Origin of the sequence: Halochromatium salexigens (assembly GCF_016653295.1) — a bacterium.
Lineage (GTDB): Bacteria > Pseudomonadota > Gammaproteobacteria > Chromatiales > Chromatiaceae > Lamprobacter > Lamprobacter salexigens.
The window spans coordinates 36,518-61,299 of record NZ_NHSF01000063.1; the positions used below are offsets into that span (position 1 = coordinate 36,518).

The 24,782-nt window shown below is 63.1% G+C and carries 24 protein-coding genes; 21 read left to right on the forward strand and 3 right to left on the reverse strand.

Annotated elements, in window-relative coordinates:
- Nucleotides 1-42: 42 nt before the first annotated feature.
- Both malQ and glgC read right to left on the reverse strand, forming a co-directional pair.
- Entirely contained in the window at nt 43-1,542 is a 1,500-nt protein-coding gene (gene malQ / locus CCR82_RS12680; protein WP_201246164.1) for a 4-alpha-glucanotransferase, read from the reverse strand.
- Nucleotides 1,543-1,620: 78 nt separating this feature from the next.
- Nucleotides 1,621-2,892: a glucose-1-phosphate adenylyltransferase gene (gene glgC / locus CCR82_RS12685; RefSeq protein ID WP_201246165.1), complete on the reverse strand. Its 1,272-nt coding sequence runs from the start codon at nt 2,890-2,892 to the stop codon at nt 1,621-1,623.
- Between the two features lie 90 nt (nt 2,893-2,982).
- Between glgC and glgB the strand changes: the two genes are divergently transcribed.
- Genes glgB through ccmI form a run of 10 tightly spaced genes read left to right on the forward strand, consistent with a single transcriptional unit; the run spans nt 2,983 to nt 12,679 of the window.
- The gene (gene glgB / locus CCR82_RS12690) at nt 2,983-5,304 is read left to right on the forward strand and encodes a 1,4-alpha-glucan branching protein GlgB (protein ID WP_201246166.1); all 2,322 of its coding nucleotides are present in this window, start codon (nt 2,983-2,985) and stop codon (nt 5,302-5,304) included.
- 16 nt (nt 5,305-5,320) lie between these two features.
- The gene (ccmA, locus tag CCR82_RS12695; RefSeq protein WP_201246167.1) at nt 5,321-6,016 is read left to right on the forward strand and encodes a cytochrome c biogenesis heme-transporting ATPase CcmA; all 696 of its coding nucleotides are present in this window, start codon (nt 5,321-5,323) and stop codon (nt 6,014-6,016) included.
- A gap of 7 nt (nt 6,017-6,023) precedes the next feature.
- The gene (ccmB, locus tag CCR82_RS12700) at nt 6,024-6,695 is read left to right on the forward strand and encodes a heme exporter protein CcmB (protein ID WP_201246168.1); all 672 of its coding nucleotides are present in this window, start codon (nt 6,024-6,026) and stop codon (nt 6,693-6,695) included.
- Nucleotides 6,696-6,701: 6 nt separating this feature from the next.
- On the forward strand, nt 6,702-7,460 hold the full coding sequence (gene ccsA, locus CCR82_RS12705) for a cytochrome c biogenesis protein CcsA (protein ID WP_201246232.1): 759 nt from the start codon (nt 6,702-6,704) through the stop codon (nt 7,458-7,460).
- A complete protein-coding gene (ccmD, locus tag CCR82_RS12710; protein WP_201246169.1) occupies nt 7,457-7,669 on the forward strand; it encodes a heme exporter protein CcmD in 213 nt (70 codons plus the stop codon). The genes ccsA and ccmD overlap by 4 nt, the downstream gene beginning before the upstream one ends.
- Before the next feature lie 22 nt (nt 7,670-7,691).
- Nucleotides 7,692-8,156 carry a cytochrome c maturation protein CcmE gene (gene ccmE / locus CCR82_RS12715; RefSeq protein ID WP_201246170.1) on the forward strand — a complete coding sequence of 155 codons (465 nt, stop codon included), beginning with the start codon at nt 7,692-7,694 and terminating at the stop codon, nt 8,154-8,156.
- A complete protein-coding gene (locus tag CCR82_RS12720) occupies nt 8,153-10,141 on the forward strand; it encodes a heme lyase CcmF/NrfE family subunit (protein ID WP_201246171.1) in 1,989 nt (662 codons plus the stop codon). Before ccmE ends, CCR82_RS12720 begins: the two co-directional genes overlap by 4 nt.
- 15 nt (nt 10,142-10,156) lie before the next feature.
- Complete coding sequence (locus CCR82_RS12725; protein ID WP_201246172.1) at nt 10,157-10,696, forward strand: DsbE family thiol:disulfide interchange protein; 540 nt, start codon at nt 10,157-10,159, stop codon at nt 10,694-10,696.
- 2 nt (nt 10,697-10,698) lie between these two features.
- Entirely contained in the window at nt 10,699-11,190 is a 492-nt protein-coding gene (locus tag CCR82_RS12730; RefSeq protein WP_201246173.1) for a cytochrome c-type biogenesis protein, read from the forward strand.
- Between the two features lie 16 nt (nt 11,191-11,206).
- Nucleotides 11,207-12,679: a c-type cytochrome biogenesis protein CcmI gene (gene ccmI, locus CCR82_RS12735; RefSeq protein ID WP_201246174.1), complete on the forward strand. Its 1,473-nt coding sequence runs from the start codon at nt 11,207-11,209 to the stop codon at nt 12,677-12,679.
- A 16-nt stretch (nt 12,680-12,695) separates the two neighbouring features.
- On the opposite strand, the gene CCR82_RS12740 is transcribed toward ccmI, so the two are convergent.
- On the reverse strand, nt 12,696-13,640 hold the full coding sequence (locus CCR82_RS12740) for an NAD(+)--dinitrogen-reductase ADP-D-ribosyltransferase (RefSeq protein WP_201246175.1): 945 nt from the start codon (nt 13,638-13,640) through the stop codon (nt 12,696-12,698).
- Nucleotides 13,641-13,935: 295 nt separating this feature from the next.
- On the opposite strand from CCR82_RS12740, the gene nifH reads away from it, so the two are divergent.
- The 11 genes from nifH (at nt 13,936) to CCR82_RS12795 (ending at nt 24,744) form a co-directional block, all read left to right on the forward strand.
- Complete coding sequence (nifH, locus tag CCR82_RS12745) at nt 13,936-14,820, forward strand: nitrogenase iron protein (RefSeq protein ID WP_201246176.1); 885 nt, start codon at nt 13,936-13,938, stop codon at nt 14,818-14,820.
- A gap of 138 nt (nt 14,821-14,958) precedes the next feature.
- Nucleotides 14,959-16,446 carry a nitrogenase molybdenum-iron protein alpha chain gene (gene nifD, locus CCR82_RS12750; RefSeq protein ID WP_201246177.1) on the forward strand — a complete coding sequence of 496 codons (1,488 nt, stop codon included), beginning with the start codon at nt 14,959-14,961 and terminating at the stop codon, nt 16,444-16,446.
- Between the two features lie 63 nt (nt 16,447-16,509).
- A complete protein-coding gene (nifK, locus tag CCR82_RS12755; protein WP_201246178.1) occupies nt 16,510-18,081 on the forward strand; it encodes a nitrogenase molybdenum-iron protein subunit beta in 1,572 nt (523 codons plus the stop codon).
- A 76-nt stretch (nt 18,082-18,157) separates the two neighbouring features.
- Nucleotides 18,158-18,376 (forward strand): putative nitrogen fixation protein NifT, encoded by a 219-nt coding sequence (gene nifT, locus CCR82_RS12760; RefSeq protein WP_201246179.1) that lies wholly within the window; start codon nt 18,158-18,160, stop codon nt 18,374-18,376.
- 92 nt (nt 18,377-18,468) lie between these two features.
- Nucleotides 18,469-18,657 (forward strand): DUF362 domain-containing protein, encoded by a 189-nt coding sequence (locus CCR82_RS12765; RefSeq protein WP_201246180.1) that lies wholly within the window; start codon nt 18,469-18,471, stop codon nt 18,655-18,657.
- 52 nt (nt 18,658-18,709) lie between these two features.
- Nucleotides 18,710-19,423, forward strand: a complete 714-nt coding sequence (locus CCR82_RS12770; protein WP_201246181.1) for a dinitrogenase iron-molybdenum cofactor biosynthesis protein — start codon at nt 18,710-18,712, stop codon at nt 19,421-19,423.
- A gap of 12 nt (nt 19,424-19,435) precedes the next feature.
- On the forward strand, nt 19,436-19,708 hold the full coding sequence (locus CCR82_RS12775) for a DUF6129 family protein (RefSeq protein ID WP_201246182.1): 273 nt from the start codon (nt 19,436-19,438) through the stop codon (nt 19,706-19,708).
- 470 nt (nt 19,709-20,178) lie between these two features.
- Nucleotides 20,179-23,355: an MFS transporter gene (locus CCR82_RS12780; RefSeq protein ID WP_201246183.1), complete on the forward strand. Its 3,177-nt coding sequence runs from the start codon at nt 20,179-20,181 to the stop codon at nt 23,353-23,355.
- A gap of 105 nt (nt 23,356-23,460) precedes the next feature.
- The gene (locus CCR82_RS12785; protein ID WP_201246184.1) at nt 23,461-23,838 is read left to right on the forward strand and encodes a hypothetical protein; all 378 of its coding nucleotides are present in this window, start codon (nt 23,461-23,463) and stop codon (nt 23,836-23,838) included.
- A gap of 232 nt (nt 23,839-24,070) precedes the next feature.
- Nucleotides 24,071-24,370 carry an RNA-binding regulator gene (gene rbp / locus CCR82_RS12790; RefSeq protein WP_201246185.1) on the forward strand — a complete coding sequence of 100 codons (300 nt, stop codon included), beginning with the start codon at nt 24,071-24,073 and terminating at the stop codon, nt 24,368-24,370.
- A gap of 173 nt (nt 24,371-24,543) precedes the next feature.
- Nucleotides 24,544-24,744: a Trm112 family protein gene (locus CCR82_RS12795; protein ID WP_201246233.1), complete on the forward strand. Its 201-nt coding sequence runs from the start codon at nt 24,544-24,546 to the stop codon at nt 24,742-24,744.
- Nucleotides 24,745-24,782: the final 38 nt, after the last annotated feature.

Below are 24,782 nucleotides of genomic sequence, written 5' to 3' on the forward strand. Positions count from 1 at the left end.
CCGCGCTATGACGGCCCATTGCGCGCACGGACACACCGCTCGTCAGACGCCAAGGGCATCATCCGGCGCGCGCCCATAGAGCGCGATCAGATGCGCAACCCGCCGCGCGAGCTGGTCATCGAGCTGATCCCATTGGAAGCGCCATTGCCAGTTGCCGCGTGGCACGCCGGGTCGATTCATGCGGTGGACGCCGTCGAGTTCCATCAGATCCTGCATCGGCACCACAGCCAGGTCGGCGCGCGAGGCGAGCGCGGCGCGGATCATCGGCCAGGGCATTGGTTCTTGCGCATGGCCCAAATAATCATCGACATGCTGGCGCTGCGCATCTGTGAGCGCCTGATACCAACCGAGCGTGGTGTCGTTATCGTGCGTACCGGTGTAGCAGACCGAATCGCGCCCATGATGAAACGGCAGATAGGGGTTGCTTGGGCCGCCGTCGAAGGCGAATTGCAGCACCTTCATCCCCGGCATCCGGTAGCGTTGGCGCAGCGCGTCGACCTCATCGGTGATCACGCCTAGATCCTCGGCGATCAGCGGCAATGCGCCGAACTCCTGCTGCAGACGCGCGAACAGCGCATCGCCCTTGGCCTCGACCCAGGTGCCATTCATCGCCGTCTCTTCCTCGGCCGGCACCTCCCAATAGGCCTCGAAGCCGCGGAAATGGTCGATGCGGATCATGTCGAACAGGCGCAGTTGGGTGCGCATGCGATCGAGCCAGAAGCGAAAGCCGTTCTTCTCGAGCTGCTCCCAGCGATAGAGCGGATTACCCCAGCGCTGGCCGGTGGCCGAGAAATAATCCGGCGGCACCCCGGCGACGACCCGGCAGGTGCCGTCGGCATTGAGATCGAAATCGCCGGGCCGCGCCCAGACCTCTGCGCTGTCGTGGGCGACGAAGATCGGCATGTCGCCGAACAACCGCACCCCGCGCGCGTTCGCATGTGCGCGCAGCGCATCCCATTGGCGAAAGAAGACGAACTGCTCGAAACGGATATAATCGATTGCCTCGGCGAGTCGCCGCCGGGCCTGGCCCAAGCTGCGCCCGTCGCGGGTGCGCAGGCCCTTCGGCCAGTCCCACCAAGGCGCCTCGCGCTGCTCGTGAATCGCGCGATAGAGCGCGTAGTCATCGAGCCAGAAGCGTTGTTCGTTGCAGAACCGCTCGAACTCAGCGCGTTCATCATCAGATGATGCGCGCAAGACGTGTTGATGCGCCTGCTGTAAGCGCTCGCGCTTGCTCGCCTCATCACCGGCAGTCGCCCCGGCTTCTGCCGGCAGCCAGCCGCAGTCGACTAGCGATTCAAGCCCGATCAGCCGCGCGCTGCCGGCGTGCGCTGAACTCGTTTGATAAGGCGAATCGCCGGCTTGCGGCGGCCCGACCGGCAGCATCTGCCAGACGCTGACACCGGCATCAGCCAAGAAATTGACGAAGTTGAAGGCCTCCCAGCCGAGATCGCCGCAAGGCCCGGTGCCGGGCAGCGAGGTCAGATGTAGCAAGACGCCGGCACGGCGTTGGTTGAGGGAGTCGGTTGCGGGGGTATCATCCATGGGAAGTATGAGTTTCTTCATCAGCAAACCAGAGGTAGTAATCTTGGTCGTCACTCGAATGCGCATTCATCAGGAACGTCAGCTCACCCGGTTAACCGTCTGTCCGAGCAGTTCAGGCGTGACCAGGGTGACGCCCCCCTCGGAGACATAGAGGCCAGCGGCCTCGTCCTCGGCGCGGTCGCAGCCGATGCGCATCCCGGCCGGGATGCGGCACCAGTGGTCGACGATCGCGCGGCGGACCACGCAGCCCCGGCCGATATCGGCATTCGGCAAGATCACACTGTCTTCGACATGCGCGAACGAATGCACGCGCACATTGGAGAACAACAGCGAGTGGCGCACCAACGCCCCGGAGATGATGCAGCCGCCGGAGACCATCGAATCGACCGCCATGCCGCGGCGGATCTCGTCATCGAAGACGAACTTCGCCGGCGGCAGTTGCTCCTGATAGGTCCAGATCGGCCAGTCGTCATCGTACAGGCTGAGCGGTGGGGTGACGCCGATCAGCTCCAGATTCGCCTCCCATAAGGCGTCGATGGTGCCGACGTCGCGCCAGTAGGCCTGGGCGCCACTGCGCGGATCGCGGAACGGAAAGGTCATCACCCGGTAGCACTCGATCGCGCGTGGGATCACATCCTTGCCGAAATCATGGCTCGAGCCGGGCACATCGGCATCGGCGATCAGCTGCTCGAACAGGAAGTCGCGATTGAAGACGTAGATGCCCATCGAGGCCAGCGCCATCTCCTCGCGGCCGGGGATGGCCGGCGGATCGGCGGGCTTTTCGACGAAGGCGCGCACGCGCTGCTCATCATCGATGGTGAGCACGCCAAAGCCCGAGGCGCGCTCGCGCTCGACCTCGATACAGCCGATGGTCATATCGGCCCCGGATTCGACATGCTGGGCGATCATCGGCCCGTAATCCATCTGATAGATGTGATCGCCGGCGAGGATCAGCACGTACTCGGGGTCGTGATTGCGGATGATGTCGAGGTTCTGGAACACCGCATCGGCGGTGCCCGCGTACCAGGCGGTCTCGGTCACCCGCTGCTGCGCCGGCCACAGCTCGACGAACTCGCCGAACTCGCCGCGCAAAAAGCCCCAGCCCTTCTGGATGTGCAGGATCAGCGAATGCGCCTTGTACTGGGTCAGCACGCCGATGCGGCGAATCCCGGAATTGATGCAATTCGATAGCGGGAAGTCGACGATGCGAAATTTCCCGCCGAAGGGCACCGCCGGCTTCGAGCGCCACTGCGTGAGCTGGCGCAGGCGCGCACCGCGCCCCCCGGCCAGGATGAGCGCCAGGGTGTTGCGCGTCAGACGACTGACGAAGCGCGGGTTCGCTTCCGACATACGAGACCTTCCAGGCGCAAGCGCCGATTTGGAGGCGGGTGCGCTATGGTAACATCGTGATCGACACGAGCCGCAGGATACCGAGACGCCATGCCCGAGACTCAGCGCCGCTACCCCGACCTTCCCGAGCCCCTGTTGCGGATCATCGAGGCCCGTCATCACGACCCCTTCGAGATCCTCGGCCGCCATGAGCAAGACGACGGCAGCGTCGTCGTGCGTGTGCTGTTGCCACGCGCCGCGCGTGTGCGCATCGGCAAGGGCGACATCGAACTGAGCCGCATCGAGGGCACCGACCTGTTCGTCTGGCAAGGGCCAGCGAGCGCGCTCGAGGAGCGCTACCTGATCAACTGGTACGACACGCAGGGCCAGGTCCACACCCAATACGACCCCTATGGCTTCGCGCCGCAGATCGCCGATTTCGACTTGCATCTGTTCGGCGAGGGCCGCCACTGGCATGCCTATCGGTTCCTGGGCGCACACCAGCGCGAGGTCGATGGCATCAGCGGCTTTCAGTTCGGCGTCTGGGCGCCAGGCGCGACCCGGGTCAGCGTGGTCGGTGCCTTCAACAACTGGGACGGGCGCGAGCATCAGATGCGGGTGCGCGCCGGCTCCGGGGTCTGGGAGCTGTTCATCCCCGGCCTGGAGCCCGAGACCCTGTACAAGTTCGAGCTGCGCGCCGCCGCCGGCGTGCCGATGGTCAAGATCGACCCCTACGCTGCCGCCTATCAGGAGCGCCCGGAAAACGCCTGCATCCTGCATGGCCCGAGCGACTTCGAGTGGAACGATGGCGACTGGCTCGAGCGGCGCGCGCGCGCCAACTGGCAGCAGCAGCCGATGTCGGTCTACGAGGTCCATCTCGGTTCCTGGCAACGCGCCGAGGATGGCCGCTTCCTCAACTATCGCGAGCTGGCCAAGCAACTCGCCGCGCATTGCCAGGAGATGGGCTTCACCCATCTGGAGCTGCTGCCGATCACCGAACACCCGCTGGACGCCTCCTGGGGGTATCAGGCCACCGGCTATTTCGCCCCGACCGCGCGCTTCGGCAGCCCGGATGATTTCCGTTACTTCGTCGATCACCTGCACGCGCACGACATCGGCGTGCTGCTCGACTGGGTGCCGGCGCACTTTCCGCGCGACACCACGGCGCTGGCCCAATACGACGGCACCGCGCTGTTCGAGCACGCCGACCCGCGCCAGGGCGAGCACCGGGACTGGGGCACGCTGATCTTCAACTATGGCCGCCACGAGGTGAAGAACTTCCTGCTCTCGAGTGCGCTGTTCTGGCTCGATGAGTATCACATCGATGGCCTGCGCGTGGATGCCGTCGCCTCGATGCTCTACCTCGACTACTCGCGCGAGGATGGCGAGTGGATCCCCAATAAGTACGGCGGCAACGAGAACCTGGACGCAGTCGAGTTCCTGCGCCAGCTCAACACCGTGACCCATGAGCAGCATCCAGGCTCGCTGATGATCGCCGAGGAGTCGACCTCCTGGCCGCAGGTCTCGCGCCCGACCTATCTCGGTGGTCTTGGCTTCAGCATGAAATGGAACATGGGCTGGATGCACGACACCCTCTCCTACATGGAGAAGGACCCGATCTATCGCCATTACCACCACGACCTGCTGACCTTCGGCCTGCTCTACGCCTTCACCGAGAACTTCGTGCTGCCCTTCAGCCACGACGAGGTAGTGCATGGCAAGCAGTCGATGCTCGACAAGATGCCGGGCGATGCCTGGCAGAAGTTCGCCTCCTTGCGCCTGCTTTACACCTTCATGTTCAGCTATCCGGGCAAGAAGCTGCTGTTCCAGGGCTGCGAGTTCGCCCAGGGGCGGGAATGGAACTTCGATGCCGCCGCCGAGTGGGATCTGCTCGAGCGCCCGCAGCATCAGGGGGTGAAGCAGATCGTCGCCGATCTCAATCAGCTCTACCGCGCCGAGCCGGCCCTGCATGAGGTCGACTTCGAGAGTGCCGGCTTCGAGTGGATCGACTGTCACGACTCCAGCCAGTCGGTGCTGAGCTACCTGCGCAAGACCAAGGATGGCAAGCAACTGGTCGCCTGCGCCTTCAACTTCACCCCGGTCCCGCGCGACAATTACCGCATCGGGGTGCCGGTCGAAGGCTTCTATCGCGAGGCGATCAATTCCGATGCCGAACTCTATGGCGGCAGCAATGTCGGCAATCGCGGTGGCGTGCACTCGGAGCCGAGCAGTTGGATGGGCCGCCCGCACTCGATCCCGCTCGCGCTGCCGCCGCTGGCCGGGGTGGTGATGGTGCTCGAGGCGGACGCGGCGACGGTCGCGCCCGCTGTCGGCGCTGACGCTGAGGCCGGCGACTCCGCAGCCGACGGGTCCGCGAGCAGCGCGCCCGGGAGCCTGCCCGACGCCACCGCCGACGCGACCCCCACGGCATGAACGGCGCCCTCCTGCGATGCTCGAGGTAACCGATCTCGCGTGCCGACGCGGCGAGCGCGACCTCTTCAGCGGCCTCGGTTTTCAGTTGCCGGCGCAGACCCTGCTGCATGTGCGGGGACGCAACGGCAGCGGCAAGACCACCCTGCTGCGCGTGCTGTGCGGTCTCTTGCGGCCCGATGCCGGCCAGATTCGCTGGCGCGGCGAGCACATCCGCGACCTGGCCGAGGACTACAACCGCGACCTGCTCTACTTCGGCCATCTCAACGGCATCAAGGCCGATCTCAGCGGACTGGAGAACCTGCGCATCGCCAGCACCCTGGATCAAGACCCGGTCGATGAGGCGGCGATCCTCGCGGCACTCGCGCGCATCGGGCTCGCGGGCTTCGAGGATCTGCCCACGCGGATGCTCTCCCAGGGGCAGAAAAAGCGGGTCGCGCTCGCGCGCTTGATCTTGAGCAAGGCGCCGCTGTGGATTTTGGACGAGCCTTTCACCGCGCTCGATGTCGATGCCGTCGAGTTCCTGCAGCAACTGATTTCGGCCCAAGTCGCTGACGGCGGCTCGGTGGTCTTGACCACGCACCAAGAGGTTCCCTTGACACGCGGCGCGATTCAACGCCTCACCCTCGGCGAGGCCGTGGACGACCTGGACACGTCGAGCGCTGCCTCCGCGCCAGCCCCTTGCGCGCCCGACCCCTCCGCGTCCGCGCACTGAGCCAGCGATGTTCAAGGTGTTCTACTGCGTCCTTGCGCGCGATATCACGTTGGCCATGCGCCGGCGCACCGATGTGCTGACGACGCTGTTCTTCTTCATCATCGTCGTCAGCCTGTTCCCGCTAGGGGTGGGCAGCGAGCGTGAGCAGTTGCGCATGCTCGGCCCGGGCGTCGTCTGGGTCGCCGCGCTCTTGGCCTCGATGCTGGCGCTGGAGCGACTGTTCGCCGCCGATTACGAGGATGGCACGCTCGAGCAGTTGCTGCTCACCGGTCAGCCCCTGGCGGTGCTGGTGCTCGCCAAGGTGGTCGCGCACTGGCTGCTGACGGGCTTGCCGTTGGTGTTGATCGCGCCCCTGGTCGCCATGCAGTACCATCTGAGCGCGAACGCGGTCTGGGTGATGATGGCGGCCTTGGCCATCGGCACTCCGGTGCTCAGCCTGATCGGCGCGATCGGCGCGGCGCTCACCCTGGGGCTGCGCGGCGGCGGTATCCTGTTATCGCTGCTGATCCTGCCGCTCTATGTGCCGGTGCTGGTCTATGGCGCGGGAGCGGTCGCGGTCAGCGCCATCGATATCGCCGATACCGAGCCTTATCTCTATCTGTTGAGCGCGTTCTTGCTCGGTGCGTCCTTGTTAGCGCCCCTTGCGGCCGCTGCGGCATTGCGCATCTCGCTGGAGTAACCAATGATGACAACCAACTGGTTCAAATTCGCTTCACCAGCCGCCTTCTACCCGATCGCGGGCCGCCTGATCCCCTGGTTCGGCCGCATCGCCGCCGCCCTGGTGCTGATCGGTCTTTTCTGGGGGTTTTTCCTGACCGCCAATCAGCTCGGCGGCAGCAATCCCCAGAAAGAGTACTATCGGATCATCTTCGTGCATGTGCCCTCGGCCTGGATGTCGATGTGGCTCTATCTGGTGCTGGCCGGTTGGTCCGCGATCGGGCTGGTCTTCAACACCCGGCTGAGCTTCATGATGGCCAAGGCCGCCGCCCCGACGGGCGCGCTCTTCACCTTCCTCGCGCTCTGGACCGGCGCGCTCTGGGGACGCCCGAGCTGGGGCACCTACTGGGACTGGGACCCGCGCTTGACCTCCGAGCTACTGCTGTTCTTCCTGTATATCGGCTATATGGCGCTGCACTCGGCGATCGATGACACCCGCCGCGCGGATCGTGCCGCCGCGCTGCTGGCCATCGTGGGCCTGGTGATGGTCCCGGTGATCTTCCTCTCGATCAACTGCCCCGACCCGAATCAATGCGCGGCGCTGCATCAGCGCTCCGATCCGGGCAGCATCCACCTGAGTATCCTGATACCGATGTTGACCATGACCTTTGGACTCTGGGCCTACTCATTCGCGGCTGTCTTCGCGCGGCTGCGCACGATTATCCTGACGCGCGAGTCGGATAGTGCTTGGGTGCGCGACGTCATCGCCAAGGAGGCCACCGTATGATGGAGTTCTTCAACCAAGGCGGCTATGGCGGCTATGTGTGGGGCGCGTTCGGGATGACCTTTGGCTTGCTCCTGATCGAGATCCTGCAACTGCGCGGCAGTCGGCGCGCAACGCTGATCCGTATCGGCCGGCTGCTGCGCTTGCGCGCACCAAGGCAAGCAGCCGCCGCCTCGAGTCGACGACAGGGAACCTCCGGTACCCAACCCTAAGATTGCCACGAGGAATCCGCATATGAAAGCAAGACAAAAACGCTTGGTCTTGGTTGGCCTCGCGCTGATCGGCGTCGCCGGCGCGACCACCCTGGCGCTCAGCGCGCTGCAAAGCAATATTTCGTACTTCTTCAGTCCCAGCCAGGTGATGGCGAGCGAACACCCGAGCGACGCCGTGTTCCGGGTCGGCGGCGTCGTCGTGCCCGAGACCGTTGCCCGCCAAGCCGATGGGCTCACCGTCCGTTTCGACGTCACCGACAACGCCGCCGTGGTGCCGGTCAGCTATACCGGCATCTTGCCGGACCTCTTCAGCGAGGGCCAAGGCGTGGTCGCCAAGGGCCGCATCGGCACCGATGGCGTCTTCTACGCCGAAGAGGTCTTGGCCAAGCACGATGAATCCTACATGCCGCCCGAGGTTGCCGATACGCTGCAGACGGCCCATATCGACGGCATCATCGAACAGACGACCGAGAGCCTGAAGCAATGATTCCAGAACTCGGACATCTTGCGCTGATCCTCGCGCTGCTGCTCGCCATCGCTCAGGCCGGCTTTCCGCTCGCCGGCTCGCTGACTGGCAACCGTCCCTGGATGACCATGGCGCGCCCCCTGGCCTATGGGCAGTTGGCCTTCGTCGCCATCGCCTTCGCAGCCTTGGTGCAGGCCTTCTTGGCGAGCGATTTCTCGGTGCTCTATGTGGCCCAGAACTCCAACAGCCTGCTGCCCGATATCTACAAGATCTCGGCGGTCTGGGGCGGCCACGAGGGCTCATTGCTGCTCTGGGCGCTGATGATGGCGGGCTGGGGGGCGGCCGTCGCCGCCTTCAGCCGCAATCTGCCATTGCCGGTGGTGGCGCGCGTGATCGCGGTCATGGGCATGGTCGCGATCGGCTTCCTGCTGTTCATGCTGCTGACCTCCAATCCGTTCGAGCGCCTGTTCCCGGTTCCGCCGGAGGGGCGTGATCTCAACCCGCTGCTACAGGACTTTGGCCTCGCCATCCATCCGCCGATGCTCTACATGGGCTATGTCGGCTTCTCGGTCGCCTTCGCCTTCGCCCTCGCCGCGCTCATCGGCGGCAAGCTCGACGCCGCCTGGGCGCGCTGGTCGCGGCCCTGGACCACGGTCGCCTGGGTGTTTTTGACCATCGGCATCGCGCTCGGCTCCTGGTGGGCCTACTACGAACTCGGCTGGGGCGGCTGGTGGTTCTGGGACCCGGTCGAGAACGCCTCGCTGATGCCCTGGCTGGTCGGCACCGCGCTGATCCATTCGCTGGCGGTCACCGAGAAGCGTGCCGCGTTCAAGAGCTGGACCGTGCTGCTGGCGATCTCGGCCTTCTCGCTCAGCCTGCTTGGCACCTTCCTGGTGCGCTCCGGGGTGCTGACCTCGGTGCATGCCTTCGCCACCGATCCCGAACGCGGACTGTTCATCCTGCTCTTCCTCTGTCTCGTCATCGGCGGCTCGCTCGCGCTCTATGCCTGGCGCGCGCCGGAGGTCTCGGAAGGTGGGCGCTTCGACCTGCTCTCGCGCGAGAGTGGGCTGCTGCTGAACAACCTGCTGTTCGTCGCCTTTACCGTGCTGGTGCTGTTCGGCACCCTGGCGCCACTGATCTACGAGGCCTTCAATCTCGGCAAGATTTCGGTCGGTTTCCCCTGGTTCAACAAGATGTTCCTGGCGCTGGCGCCCTTCCTCGCGCTGTTGCTCGGGATCGGGCCCGCGACGCGCTGGAAGCATGATGAGCCCTGGCGTCTGACCAAAACACTCTGGATCGCCTTGGCGCTGAGCATCGGCATGCTCGCACTCGCCTCACTGCCGGCCATCAGCGGTGGCGATCAATGGGTGCCGATCGGCATCGCGCTGGCCGCCTGGCTACTGTTCTCGCATCTGACCCTCGTGCGCGAGCGCCTCAAGCACAAGCACGGCAGCTGGCGACAGGCCATGCTCGCGGACTTCAGCGGTAATGGCCGCAGCTTCTACGGCATGGTCGTCGCCCACCTCGGTGTCGCCATGTTCATCGTCGGCGTCACCATGGTCTCCAACCATGAGATCGAGAAAGACCTGCGGATGTCGCCCGGCGACAGCCACGAGATGGCGGGCTACCGCTTCGAGTTCCTTGGCGCCCAGAAAGTCAACGGACCCAACTACCGGGCCGATCAAGGCCACTTCATTGTTTATCGGGGGCAGCGACAGATTGCTGAACTCTTCCCGGAGAAGCGCTCCTATCTCGGCGGTGGCATGCCGATGACCGAGGCCGCGATCGACGCCGGCTTCTTCCGCGATGTCTATGTCTCGCTCGGCGAGGCCGTCGGCGGCGGTGACTGGGCGCTGCGCCTCTATTACAAGCCCTATGTGCGCTGGATCTGGCTGGGGGCGGGCTTGATGGCCCTCGGCGGCGCCATCGCCGTTTCCGATCGCCGCTACCGCACCGCGCGCGCGCGCCGCACGGCCCCGACCGAGGCCGTGGCGGCCAAGGCCTAACGAGAGCACTGTCGTATGTCCAAATCGCTCCGCTTCCTGGTGCCGCTGATCATCTTCGGGGCCTTGGTGATCCTGCTGATGATCGGTCTTGGCAAGGACCCGACCAAGGTTCCCTCGCCACTGATCGGCAAGCCCGTGCCCGAGTTCAGCCTGCCGGCACTGACCGATCCCGAGCGTCGCGTCGAGGATGAGGATCTGCAAGGCGAGATCTCCTTGGTCAACGTCTGGGCCTCTTGGTGCGTGTCCTGCCGCCAGGAGCATCAGGCGCTCATGGCCTTGTCGAAGAACTCGGACTTTCAGATCGTCGGCATCAACTGGAAGGATGACGCGCAGGATGCGCGCGAGGTTCTGCGCATGACCGGCAATCCCTATGCGATGAATGGCCATGATCCGGATAACAAGGTGGGGCTTCACTGGGGCGTCTATGGCGCTCCCGAAACCTTCGTCGTCGATCGACAGGGCATCATCCGCTACAAGCACATCGGGCCGATTACCCGTGAGGTTTGGGAAAAAACCCTGGAACCACTCGTCGCAAAGCTCAAGGCAGAGGGTTGAGGATGTCAGCGCTGATCAAGTCACTGGCGCTCAGCGCGCTGCTGCTCCTCGGCAGTGGCGTGGCGAGCGCTTACACCTTGGAAGAATTCGAGTTCGACAGCCCGGAGCAGCATGATGAGTTCCGCGATCTGATCGCGAAACTGCGCTGCCTGGTGTGCCAAAATGAGTCGCTCGCCGGCTCCCAGGCCGAGCTTGCGCAAGACTTGCGCAATGAGGTCTACAGGATGATGCGCGCCGGCCAATCCGAGGACGAGATCCTCGATTTCCTCATCGAGCGCTACGGCGACTTCGTCCTCTATGATCCACCGCTCAAGCCCTCGACCTACCTGCTGTGGTTTGGCCCGTTCGTGCTCATCGGCATCGGCGCCTTCGTCGTCGTGCGCACTCTCCTGAGCAAGAAGCAAACCCAGGACGACCCCCTCTCCGAGGCCGAGCGTGAGCGCCTGCAAGCGCTGCTGGATGCCAAACACGCCCCTCGCTCACCCGACTCCTGACCGACGACCGATTCTCATGACCACCTTCTGGATTCTCGCCGCTGGGCTGGCCGGCCTCGCGGTGCTCTTCGCTGTTACCCCCTTGTTGCTGGCATCGCTCAAGCCTGCCCAAGATCCTGCAACCGCGTCCCAGGCCGACACCGATCAAGCCCAGCTCAACCTCGAGATCTTCAGGCAACAGCTCGCTGAACTCGATGTCGATCTCAGCGCCGGGAAACTCGACCAGACCGTCTACGAGGCCGCGCGCCGCGACCTCGAGCGCGAACTCCTCCAGGATCTGGGCGATCGCGATCCACTCACCACGGTCGCCAGCCAGCCGAGTGATCACCGCACACGCCGGCTCCCGGGCCCGGCCGTGACCGCGCTCTCGCTGCTGTTGGCCATCCCCGTGTTGGCGTGGGCGGTCTATGGCCTGATCGGCAACCAGGCGCTCATCCCACAGCTCGAGCAGGTCGCCGCCAGCGGCGGTGCCGGCCAGGCGCGCGGCCAGAACGAGCTGCCGCCACTGGACGAATTGGTCGCCCGCCTCGAGCAACGGCTCGAGCAACAACCCGATGACGCCGAAGGCTGGATGATGCTCGGGCGGACCTATTTCGCCACCGGCGATCGTGAGCGCGCCCAAAGTGCCCTGGCGCGGGCCTATGAACTCGACCCCAATGATGCGCTGATCGTCATGGCCTATGCCGAGTCGATCGCCACCAACAACGATAACCAGCTCGAAGGTCGCCCGGCGGAACTGATCTCCGAGGCCCTCGAACTCGAGCCGGACAATCCCACGGCCCGCTGGCTGGCCGGCATGGTGGCGTTCCAGCGCGGTCAGTTCCGCTCTGCGGCCACGACCTGGCGCAATCTGCTCGAGAAGATGGAACCCGAGAGTGAGGACGCCGCCGAACTTCGTACTCTGATCAGCGAGGCCGAACAGCGTGCCGGCTTGCCAGAGGAAGCGCGGGCGCCACGGGTTGCCCAGGCGGCAATTCCTTCGGATGCCGCTGATACCGCTGATACCGCAGGTGCGTCTGATGAGGCGCCAGCGCCAGAAGGACCCCCAACCGGCGTCAATCCAGCCGAGCAGCAGGATGCCGATGCTGCCTCGGCCTCGGCTGAGGGCAACGAGCTGAATCAAACGCGCGCGGCAGGCAAGACCGCGGGCATCCAGGTCCAGGTTGCGCTGTCTCCCGAGCTAAGTGGGCGTCTACCGCCCAACACCCCAGTCTTCATCTATGCCAAGGCCGCCGCCGGCCCACCGATGCCACTCGCGGTACAGCGCGCGACCCTTGGTGACTTGCCACTTCAGATAAGGCTGGATGACAGCATGGCGATGATGCCGAGCATGCAGCTTTCGAGCTTCCCGGAGATTATCGTTGGTGCCCGCGTCTCACCGTCCGGTCAGGCCATGGCAAGCCCCGGCGATCTGCAAGGCGAGACCGGCCCTGTTTCAAGCGATACCGCGGATGCTGTTTCGGTGCATATCGATCAAGTGCGCCGCTAGCGTCTCGTGGGGCGGTTCACAAACAACTCATCCCCACCTCATACACCCCACCGATCACCACCCACTCATCCTCACCCTTGAGCATCCCCGGCAGCAGGCCGTTGAAGAAGAACACCTTCGGCAGCGGCACCTGCGTCTCGAGGATGTAGTCACCGAACTCACAGGCCCGCTCGCGGTTGCTGGTGAAGCTATTGAGATTGTTCAACAGCACCCGCCGACGGCCGGCGAGCGCCGATTCGCCGCGGCGTTTACCAGGGCCCTGCCCAGCCCCGGATAGAGTGCCTGCTTCTTCAGGCTCGTCGTCCAGCACCTCATGCTCGCCAATGCGGTTGATGCCCCGGTACAGGGTCAGATGCGTCTCTTCGGGATGCTGGCGCACCAGCTCGTACTGACAATAGGTATAGAGCAGGTCGAGCTGCGCCTCGAGGGCATTGGTGGCGTAGAGGCCCTGGGCGCCCTGCGCCAAGTAGCGATGATAAGCATCATCATCGCCACCGTTGAGCGGCCCGCCATGATGGCGCGCGAGCAGCCCGAAGCGGGTCTCGACCCAGTGCTTGAGCACGGCACCCTCGCGGCCGTCAGCGTCGAACGACCAGCCGCGAACCATGCGCAGGTAGTTGGCGTTGCGTCTGTACTTCTTGACCCGCTGCGCGGCTAGGCCCGCGGCCTCCAGATCATCCAGGCAGAAATGCGCCGCCATGTAGTCGACGAAGTGCTCGGCACGTTCGCGCGCAGTGTCGATCGGCGACAACAACCGGAACAGGTCTTGATGGAAGGCACGGATACCGTCGATCTCGAGTGAGACCGGATGCGTCTGATACGTCAGTCCGCCGAGGATGACAGCCGGTAGGTTGCATCGATTGAGCGGTAGGCGAGCATTCGCGGGTAACGAGGGTGGCGAGCGTGGCAGCAGGCTCGGATTGGTCTCGGGCTTGGCCTCGGGTTGAGCGTCGAGCTTCATGCCGGGATCAGTCTCCTGGCAAACGGTGAGCGAAATCTTGGGGTGACTGTTGGCTTGATGGCGAGACTGAGGCATGTCGACTCGTTTTGTAGACACAAAGGCTGAGGGCTTGTTATCTATGCGACCGGTTTGTTATCTATGCTACCAAGATGACAGGCTGCCAGTTTCGTGAGTTTATCCTTATTTTTCAATGCATTAAATAAATATCGATGATCTGGCACAGGCTATGCTTATATCCCGGTGAGCGAACCTTCTGTTCATCGCCCCAGAGTGGGCATCCAACCGGGAGAATCACATGGCACTGCGTCAATGCGCCATCTACGGCAAAGGCGGAATCGGCAAGTCCACCACGACTCAGAATCTCGTCGCCGGCCTCGCTGAGCTCGGCAAAAAGGTCATGATTGTCGGCTGCGACCCGAAGGCCGACTCGACCCGTTTGATCCTGCACGCCAAGGCGCAGGACACCATTATGCACCTCGCCGCCGAAGCCGGCTCGGTGGAAGACCTCGAACTTGAGGACGTGATGCGCGTTGGCTACGCCGACATCAAGTGCGTCGAATCTGGCGGTCCAGAACCTGGCGTCGGCTGCGCTGGCCGCGGGGTGATCACGGCGATCAATTTCCTGGAAGAGGAAGGCGCCTATGACGAAGAACTCGATTTCGTCTTCTACGATGTGCTCGGCGACGTGGTCTGCGGCGGTTTCGCGATGCCGATCCGCGAGAACAAAGCACAGGAGATCTACATCGTCGTCTCCGGCGAGATGATGGCCATGTACGCGGCCAACAACATCTCCAAGGGCATCGTCAAATATGCCAGTTCCGGCGGTGTACGCCTCGCGGGCCTGATCTGCAACAGCCGCAACACCGCTCGCGAGGACGAGTTGATTATGGAGCTCGCGCGCCAGCTTGGGACCGAAATGCTCCACTTCGTGCCGCGCGATAACGTTGTGCAGCGCGCCGAGATTCGCCGCATGACAGTGATCGAGTACGAACCCAGTGCCAAGCAGGCCGATGAATATCGCCAGCTGGCGCAAAAGATGATCGACAACACCAATTTCGTCATCCCGACGCCGATTTCGATGGATCAACTCGAGGCGCTGCTGATGGACTTCGGCCTGCTGGACGAAGAAGACGAGAGCATCGTCGGTAAGTCAGCGGCCGAAGAGGTGGTCGCCGCCTAACCGCGCCCGACCGCCCTGCCCGTCTCCCTGGTCCCTCATACCGCTCCTTTACGGGGCGGCGCCGAGGGGCTCAGAATCGATGCTTCAACGCGCGTCGGTCCGCGGATTGGCGGCGGCGCCGATGAGAGGAACGCCGATATGGCAACAATGACCCGTGACGAGACCCAAGCCCTGATCCAAGAAGTGCTAGAGGTCTACCCCGAGAAGGCGAAGAACGACCGCGCCAAGCACTTGGCCGTCAACGACCAGTCGCTCGAGCAGTCAAAAAAGTGCATTACCTCCAACCGTAAGTCCCAGCCCGGAGTCATGACCGTTCGCGGTTGTGCCTATGCCGGTTCGAAAGGTGTGGTCTGGGGGCCGATCAAGGACATGATCCACGTCTCCCATGGCCCGGTCGGCTGTGGTCAGTACTCGCGTGCCGGTCGTCGCAATTACTACACCGGCATGACTGGCGTGAATACCTTCGGCACGATGAACTTCACCTCCGATTTCCAGGAGAAGGACATCGTCTTTGGCGGCGATAAGAAGCTGGCCAAGATCGTCGACGAGATCGAGCAGCTGTTTCCACTCTCGAAGGGCGTCTCGGTGCAGTCCGAATGCCCAATTGGCCTGATTGGCGACGATATCGAATCGGTCTCGAAACAGAAGACGAAGGAACTCGAGAAGCCGGTGATCGCGGTGCGCTGCGAAGGCTTCCGTGGTGTGTCGCAGTCGCTCGGCCATCACATCGCCAATGACTCGATTCGCGATAACGTCGTGCACAACCGCGACAACGACAACAGCTTCGAGACCACGCCCTACGACGTTGCCATCATTGGTGATTACAATATCGGCGGCGATGCCTGGTCCTCGCGCATCCTGCTCGAGGAGATGGGACTGCGGGTGGTCGCACAGTGGTCTGGCGACGGCACCCTCTCGGAGATGGAGCTGACCCCAAAGGTCAAGCTGAATCTGATCCACTGCTATCGCTCGATGAACTACATCAGCCGGCACATGGAGGAGCGCTACGGTGTGCCCTGGATGGAATACAATCTGTTCGGGCCGACCAAGATTGCCGAGTCACTGCGCAAGATCGCCGCGTTCTTCGACGAGACCATCCAGACCAATGCCGAGAAGGTGATTGCCAAATACCAGGCCGAGTACGACGCCATTATCGCCAAGTATCGCCCGCGTTTGGAAGGCAAGAAGGTGATGCTCTACGTCGGCGGTCTGCGCCCGCGCCACATCATTGGCGCCTACGAGGATCTGGGAATGGAGGTCGTCGGCACGGGCTACGAGTTCGCCCATAACGACGACTACGATCGCACCATCAAGGAGATGGGCGATTCGACGCTGCTCTTCGACGATGTCACCGGCTACGAATTCGAAGAATTCACCAAGGCCCTCAAGCCTGACATGATCGGCTCTGGGATCAAGGAGAAGTACATCTTCCAGAAGATGGGCATTCCCTTCCGGCAGATGCATTCTTGGGATTACTCAGGTCCATATCACGGCTACGACGGTTTTGCCATCTTCGCCCGCGATATGGACATGACGATCAACAACCCGTGCTGGAACAGCATGCAGGCGCCCTGGCTCAAGCCCGCCGAGGGCGAGAGCGAAGCACCCATGGCGGCTAGCGCTTGATTCTCCCATCCCGTTTTCACTCGCCGTCCGTCCGCAGATAAGCGGCGCGGCAGGAGCACCCTCATGACCCAGACCGCCGAAAAGATCAAACCCGGCTATCCGCTATTCCTCGACGAGGATTATCAGGCCAGCATCACCAACAAGCGCGAGCTGTCCGAAGAGCGGGTCGACCAGGCCAAGCTCGACGAGATCTTCGAGTGGACCACGACCAAGGAGTACCAGGATCTCAACTTCGCCCGTGAGTCCCTGACCATCAACCCGGCCAAGGCCTGCCAGCCGCTCGGCGCCGTGCTCTGCGCACTCGGCTTCGAGAAGACCCTGCCCTATGTGCATGGCTCTCAAGGCTGCGTCGCCTACTTCCGCACATACTTCAACCGTCACTTCAAGGAGCCGATCGCCTGTGTGTCGGATTCGATGACCGAGGACGCGGCGGTGTTCGGCGGCCAGAAGAACATGTTCGATGGCCTCGAGAACGCCAAGGCCCTGTACAAGCCGGAGATGATCGCGGTCTCCACCACCTGCATGGCCGAAGTCATCGGTGACGACCTCAACGCCTTCATCGGTAACTCAAAAAAGGAAGGCCATATCCCGGCCGAGTTCCCGACCCCATTCGCGCACACCCCGAGTTTCGTCGGCAGCCACACCACTGGCTGGGACAACATGTTCGAGGGCACCATACGCTACTTCACCCTCAATGAGATGGAGGGCAAAGAGGTCGGCAGCAACGGCAAGATCAACATCGTCCCGGGCTTCGAGACCTATCTCGGCAACTTCCGCGTCATGCACCGGATGATGCAGGAGATGGGCGTCGACTATACCCTGCTCAGCGATCCGACCGATGTGCTCGACACGCCGGCCGATGGTGAATACCGGATGTATGACGGCGGCACCAAGATCGACGAGATCAAGGACGCCCCGAACGCCATCGACACGCTGCTGCTGCAACCCTGGCAGTTGCCAAAGACCAAGAAATTCATCGACACGACTTGGCATCAGCCGCTCTCGAAGATCGCTATCCCGATGGGGCTGGAGTGGACCGACGACTTTCTAATGAAGGTCTCGGAACTCACTGGCAAGGAGATCCCGGCTTCCCTGGCAAAGGAGCGCGGTCGTCTGGTCGACATGATGACCGATAGCCATCAGTGGCTGCACGGCAAGAGCTTCGCGCTCTACGGCGATGCCGACTTCGTCATGGGCTTGAGCAAGTTCTTGCTCGAGCTCGGCGCCGAACCGAAGCACATCCTCTGCAACCACGCCAACAAGCGCTGGAAGAAGGCGATGGAGGCGATGCTGGCCGACTCACCCTATGGTCAGAACTCGACCGTCTATATGAGCAAGGACCTCTGGCACCTGCGCTCGCTGTGCTTCACCGACAAGCCGGATTTCCTGATCGGTAACAGTTACGGCAAGTTCATCCAGCGCGACACCCTGAAGAAGGGCAAAGCGCACGAGGTGCCGCTGATCCGGATCGGCTTCCCGATCTTCGACCGGCATCACCTGCATCGGATGACCACCCTGGGCTACGAGGGCGCGATGTACATGCTAACCACCTTGGTCAATGCCGTGCTCGAACAGTTGGACAAGGAGACCAACGAAATGGGGGTCACTGACTTCGGTTACGACCTCGTTCGCTAGCTGCTGTCAATGGCCGACCCCATAGAGCGGCCGTCGGCTCCCGGGGTTGGCCATTGCATGAGACACGAGACACAAGATGCCTAATGTCATGATCCGAAAAAACGACAGCGGTGGACTGCTGTTCTACGTCGCGAAAAAAGATATGGAAGAGACCATCGCCAGCGTCGAGACCGACACCAGCGACGCCTGGGGCGGTGCCGTCGAACTCACCGACGGCTCGCGCTGGTACATCGACCCAGTCAGCCCACCGCCCAGCTTTCCGACCACCCTGCGCTTCAAACGCGCCGAGGGCTGAGCCGCTTACACACATCAGCAATCCGTGACTGCAGCGACGCGCGACCAACCTCGGGCGTCTCGGCAACAACCACCCACAGCCGGAGGTACATCATGGCCTTACAAATCATCCGCGACATTTGCACCGCCTGCGGCGACTGCGTATCCGTTTGCCCAACGGACAGCATTACAGCCTTCAAAGGCACCTATAAGATCGACGCCAGCACCTGCACCGAGTGCGACGACGCCGACCCGCAGTGCGTTGATGTCTGCATGGAAGACGACTGCATCGTTCCGGCCTGAAGCAGGCGGCAAAACGGCAAACCGAACAGACAGGACCAGAAAGGAGCCAACGATGACCCAATCGACCTTATCCGACGAGATCGCGCTGCGCATTGGCCTCGCCGCCCGCGCCCTCCCGGACACCGACATCGCCAGGCTCCTGCGGGTGCTCGCCGACGCCGTCGGACTCCCGCCGACCGCCGTTAGCCTCAACGAACTCACCGTCAAGGGCCTCAAGCATGCCGCTGACGGCGAGTTCGCCGACGTCGACAATGCCGCTCTTAAAGAGGCCCTCGCACGCCTCAAAGGCCAAGGCAGCAGCGAGATCGAGCCAGCGCCTGACCCCGAGTCCTACAGCGACGGCGAGCTACCTAGTTCGATCCGCGTCGCCTGCGCCTCCAACGGCGGCGAACTCCTCGATGGCCACTTCGGCTCCTGCCAACGCTTTCTGGTCTACCAGGTCTCTGCCGACAGCTACAAACTCATCGACTGCCGCGATATCGACGCCGCCGCCGGCGAGCAACAGGATGACAAGAACAGCTATCGTGCCTCGCTGATCGCCGACTGCCAGATCCTCTACGTCGCCTCCATCGGTGGCCCGGCCGCAGCCAAGGTGGTTAAACGCGACATCCATCCGATCAAACGTCCGCAGATGGGCAACGCCCGTGAGCACATCGCTGAGCTCTCGCGCATCCTCGCCGACAAGGCCCCGCCATGGCTTGCGAAGATCATGGGCACCGCAACCGAATCGCGGGTGCACTTCGAGCGCACGCCTGAAGAAGCCTGAGCCTACGCGCGCATGATCAGCACCGCCTTCCTCGACCAGATTGAGACCATCATCAGCCGCGCCGGTCTCAGTAGCGACTCGGTCACGGCCCTACGCGACGCCTTCCCAGACCATCACTTCACTCATTGTCTTGATGACGACATCAGCGCCGGCATCGAGCCGGTGCGCGAATCCGAGGGCTTCAACCTCTACCTGATCGACGCCAGCGAGCACTGTCTACGCTTCACCCGCGATCTCGATAGCGCCACCGGACTCGTCCTCGCTGAGGTCAGCGACGAGGATTGAGACGGCGACGCGTTCCGAAACCAAGCGCGTTTGGCCATCCCTTTGGGCCGATTGCCACCGATCCTGATACACTCGCCCACCGATCCGCGCGTCATGCTCCGATAAGCGCGTAGGCGACATCATCGGCAGTCGACACCATCGAGAGAGACCAGAGTTCGCGCTGACCCGTGGCCCCTTTAGCTTATGCCCTGCCCCTGCTGATGCTCGCCTCGGCGCTGGCGTTGTCTGGGTCGGCGTTGCCCATCAGTTACCGCCCTTGCTGCCAGCGCTCGGGCTTGCGCTATCCTTACTGCCGCTTCTCTTTCTGTTCGATAGCCTGGCGCGCCGCTTCGGGATCGCGCGCGTTGGCCTTTATCCAGATCTCGGTGACGCGACTCGACAAGTTTCAGCAGCCCGCGCCAGGCCCATAGGCCTTATCGAGCCACCGCCCTGCGGCGGTCGAGCGAAATCTTTGCAGGGGGACACAATGCATGACCCGGCTCACACGAATCAATGGCTTTCTGCCCTTCGTGGTCGTGGTGTTCCTGAATAGCTTCGTTGATCTCGGCCACAAGATCATCATTCAAAACGCGCTCTTCAAGGCCTATGACGGCCCCGAGCAGATCTGGCTCACGGCCGTGGTCAACGCGTTGATCCTGCTACCCTTCATCCTGCTGTTCACGCCCTCGGGTTTTATCGCCGACCGCTGGCCGAAGAATCGGGTCATGCGCATCAGCGCCTTTGTCGCGATCGGTATCACCCTCGCAATCACCGCCTGCTATTACCTGGGCTGGTTCCAGGCCGCCTTCGCGATGACCTTCGTGCTGGCGTTGCAGAGCGCGATCTACTCGCCGTCAAAATTCGGTTACATCAAGGAGCTTTCTGGCAACGAGGCCCTGACCACCGCCAATGCTTGGGTGCAGGCCTCGACCAGCATTGCCATTCTGGCCGGCACCCTGGTCTTTTCCGTGCTCTTCGAGGCCTTGCTCCGCACCGACTCCGGCGCCATCGGCGGCACCGGCCTTCCGCCCGACGACATCCTGCGGCGAATCGCGCCGGTGGGCTGGTGCCTGGTGCTCGCCTCGCTGACCGAGGCACTGCTCACCTTGCGCCTGCCGGAGCACCATGCTGGCGAGGCGGACATGCGCTTCGATCGCGCCGCCTATCTCAGCGGCCGCTATCTGAAGCACAACCTGCATGCGGCCTGGAACAATCAGGTGATCTGGCTCTCGATCGTTGGACTCGGCGTCTTCTGGGGCATCGCCCAGGTCCTGCTCGCGGCCTTCCCTGCCTTCGTCGAAGATAGTCTCGGCGAGACCAATACCGTGATGATCCAGGGCGTGATGGCCTTTTCCGGGATCGGTATCATCCTGGGTGCCATGCTCGCTGGACGCATCTCGCGCGACCATGTCGAAACCGGCTTGATCCCGGTGGGCGCCATGGGCATCGCGTTGGTCATCATCCTGCTGCCGCACATCCGCGTTGCCTGGCTGCATGGGCTGAATTTCCTCGCCCTCGGCTTCTTGGCCGGGCTGTTCATCGTGCCGCTGAACGCGTTGATCCAGTTCAATGCCGGGGAGCGCGAACTCGGGCGGGTGCTCGCCGCCAAGAACTTCGTGCTCAACTGGGTCATGCTCGCGGCACTGATGGTGACCATGGCCTCGGCACTGGCCAATGCCGGTAGCCACATCATCATGGTTGCGCTTGGCGTCGTGGCGACCGTGGGTGGACTTTATACGATATTGCAACTACCACAGTCGCTGCTACGCTTCGTGATCGCCCGGACAATGCGAACGCGTTACCGACTCCAGGTCATCGGCCTCGACGACATGCCGGCCCAAGATGGGGTGCTGATGCTCGGCAATCATGTCAGCTGGATCGACTGGGCCATGGTGCAGTTGGCAAGCCCGCGGCCGGTGCATTTCGTCATGGAACGGGGGATCTATGAACGGTGGTATCTGCGCCGCTTCATGGACGCCTTTGGGGTCGTGCCGATCTCGCGTGGCCGCTCCCGAGACGCGCTCAAAGCCGTCACCAGACTGCTAAATCAGGGCGAGGTCGTCTGCCTCTTCCCCGAGGGCACGATGAGCAAGAATGCCCAGCTTGGGGAATTCAAGCGCGGCTTTGAGCGAGCGGCCGCGGGTGTTCATTCGGATAGGCCTGTCCGCATCCTGCCTTTCTACCTGCGCGGACTCTGGGGCAGCCGTTTCTCGCACGCGAGCCAAAAACTCAAGCGCGGCAACCGCGATGGGCTGCCGCGGGACGTGATCGTCGCCTTTGGACCGACATTGCCCATCCATAGCCACGCCGATGCCGTGAAGCAGGCTGTCTTTGCGCTCTCTGTCAGTTCCTGGCGTGAGCACGCCGCCACCCTGCCAACGCTGCCACAGGCCTGGCTGCGAGTGGCAAAGCGCCGGCTTGCCGAGACGGCCGTGATCGATTCGAGCGGCAGGCGCATGAGCAATCGCCGCTTGATCGCTGCCACGCTGAGGAGCGCGCGGATCATTCGCCACCACTGCCGGGGTCCGCGCATCGGCGTGCTCCTGCTCCCGAGCAGCACCGCCGTCATCGCGAATCTCGCGAGTTGGCTCGCCGGCAAGCAGGTTGTCAATCTGAGCCCGAATCTGGGGAGCGATGCCTTCAGATCGGCTTCCGGGCGTGCCGGGCTCGCCCAGGTGCTGACCTCGGCACCCTATCTCGCCGAGCTGCGTCGCCAGGGGCTTGAGCCGGATCGGCTATTGGCCGACCTCGAGTGCATCGATCTCGAAGCACTGCATGCCGCCCATCTTGATTGGCGTGGTCTCCTCGCGTTAACCGCGGCCGTCACCCTGCCAGGTTGGCTGTTACTCGCGCTCGGTGGTTGCCATCGTGTCAGGCCCGATGACACCGCGGCGGTCCTCTTCTCGAGCGATCCTCATGGTTGGCGGAAGGGCGTTGAACTCAGCCATCGCACGCTCATTGCAAACGTCGAGCAGATCGCCGATGTGCTCAATACCGAATGCGACGACCTCATGTTGGCCAATCTGCCCTTCTCTCAAGCGCTCGGGCTCACCCTGAACAACTGTCTGCCGTTGTTGGCAGGCATGCCGATGATCTGTCACAGTGAACCGGACGATGCGCTCGGCGCAGCCAAGGCTATTGCCCGCTTTCGGGCCACGCTGCTGTTCGGCACCTCGCGCTTGCTCGAGCCTTATCTCGAGCAGCCGAAGATTCATCCGATCATGCTGGCTTCGCTGCGTTTGCTCATCGTCGGCGCCGAGCCTCTCGCGCCTAAGGTGCGCGAGGGCTTTGCGCTGCGCTTTAACAAGCACGTCTATGAGGGCTATGGCACCACCGAAACCTCCCCGCTGGCGAGCCTCAATCTCCCGGACGCGATCGAAACCGAGCACTGGACGATCCACACTGGCTCGAAGCCCGGCAGCGTTGGCATGCCGCTGCCGGGGACTTGCTTTCGCGTCGTCGACCCGCAGACATTCGAGAATCGCGCCACCGGTCAAGACGGGCTCGTGTTGATTGGCGGCGTGCAACTGATGAAGGGCTATCTGAACGAGCCCGAGCGCACCCGCGAAGCGATGATCGAACTCGATGGTCAGCGCTGGTACAAGACCGGCGACTGCGGGCATCTCGATGGCGATGGCTTTCTGAATCTCACCGGACGGCAGCTATGATTGGCTAGAATGGCGTCCCTCCAAGCTGACAAGGACTCCCCGATCATGATCGCCACCCTTTCGCACCCAGGGCCACGCCGATGCTGGCTTGTCCCGGCGCTCTGCGTGCTCCTCTTGATCAGTTGCGCCGAAGACCCGATGGGCGCCGAAAACCGCTTCGCACTCATGGCCCTCAATCAATGCAACCATGGGCAAGCCTTGATGCTTGTCGACCAGGCCATCGAGCGCGGCAACGCCGAGAATGTCGAGCGCGCACTGATGTTGAAGGCCGCCATCCTGCGCGATCGTGGCGACACCGCCGCCGCCGAGGCGCTGTACCCAGCCATCGACGCGGCCTGGGAAGCGGCGAAGGAGAAATCCCTCTCGGCAAGCCGGCGCGAGCGCGATATCCAGATGTTCATCGATATCGCCCAGGCCGAACGCCACGCCCTCGGCCTTGACGCCACCTGCGAGGCCAGCGCGGCCGATCAGGGCCGCGATTGACCAAGAAGATTTCGCTTTCACCCACCTGCGGGCCAGTGTATGCTGCAGCCATCGATTATCGCGCTGTGCGAGCCGATGGAGTCTGGGCCGCGCAATCCCGCCCTTCGCTTTACCCCGCTTGATCGAATCCGAGGGATGACCTGCTCATCCACCGCTATCGCCGCCTGATTGGCACACTGGTCGGCGGTGGTCCACTTCCCAACGGTGTGCATTTCCTAGAGAGACGAGACTGATGAATATCTACGTTGGCAATTTGGCCTACAGCGTGACCCAGGATGAGCTTCGTGAGGCGTTCGGCGCTTACGGCGAAGTCGAGAGCGCGAACCTGATCATGGACAAGTTCACGGGCGAATCGAAGGGCTTCGGCTTCGTCGAAATGCCAAACAACAGTGAGGCTGACGCGGCCATCAAGGCACTCAACGAGCAGCCCATGAAGGGCCGCCCGATTCGCGTCAACCAGGCCAAGCCACGGGCTGAACGTGGACGCAATGGCGGTGGTGGTGGCGGTGCCGGCGGCGGTCGTCGCTGGTAGGCACTGAGCACCCTCGCCCCGCGTGCTCATGTAAGAGCACACGGGGTGTGAGGCACAAGGCGGCCAGGACGAGTGCATGCTCGTCCTGGCCGTTTTTTTGTTCGGCGCAGCCGGCCGCGCTGCGGTAGCATTCGTGCTGAATCCAGAACCATCCTGCCCGGGAGAACCCCATGTTGGACAAGAAGCTCCTCGACATCCTCGTCTGCCCCGTCACCAAAGGACCGCTGATCTACGATAAGGACAACGCGGAACTGATCGCGATCGCCGGCCGCCTAGCCTACCCGATCCGCGATGGCATCCCGGTGATGCTCGAGGACGAGGCGCGCTCACTGAGCGAGGACGAGGCCGAAGCCTGGCGCAAGAAGCAGGGCTGATATCGGCGCCCCAGGCCGCTCACAGCATTGGAGAGACG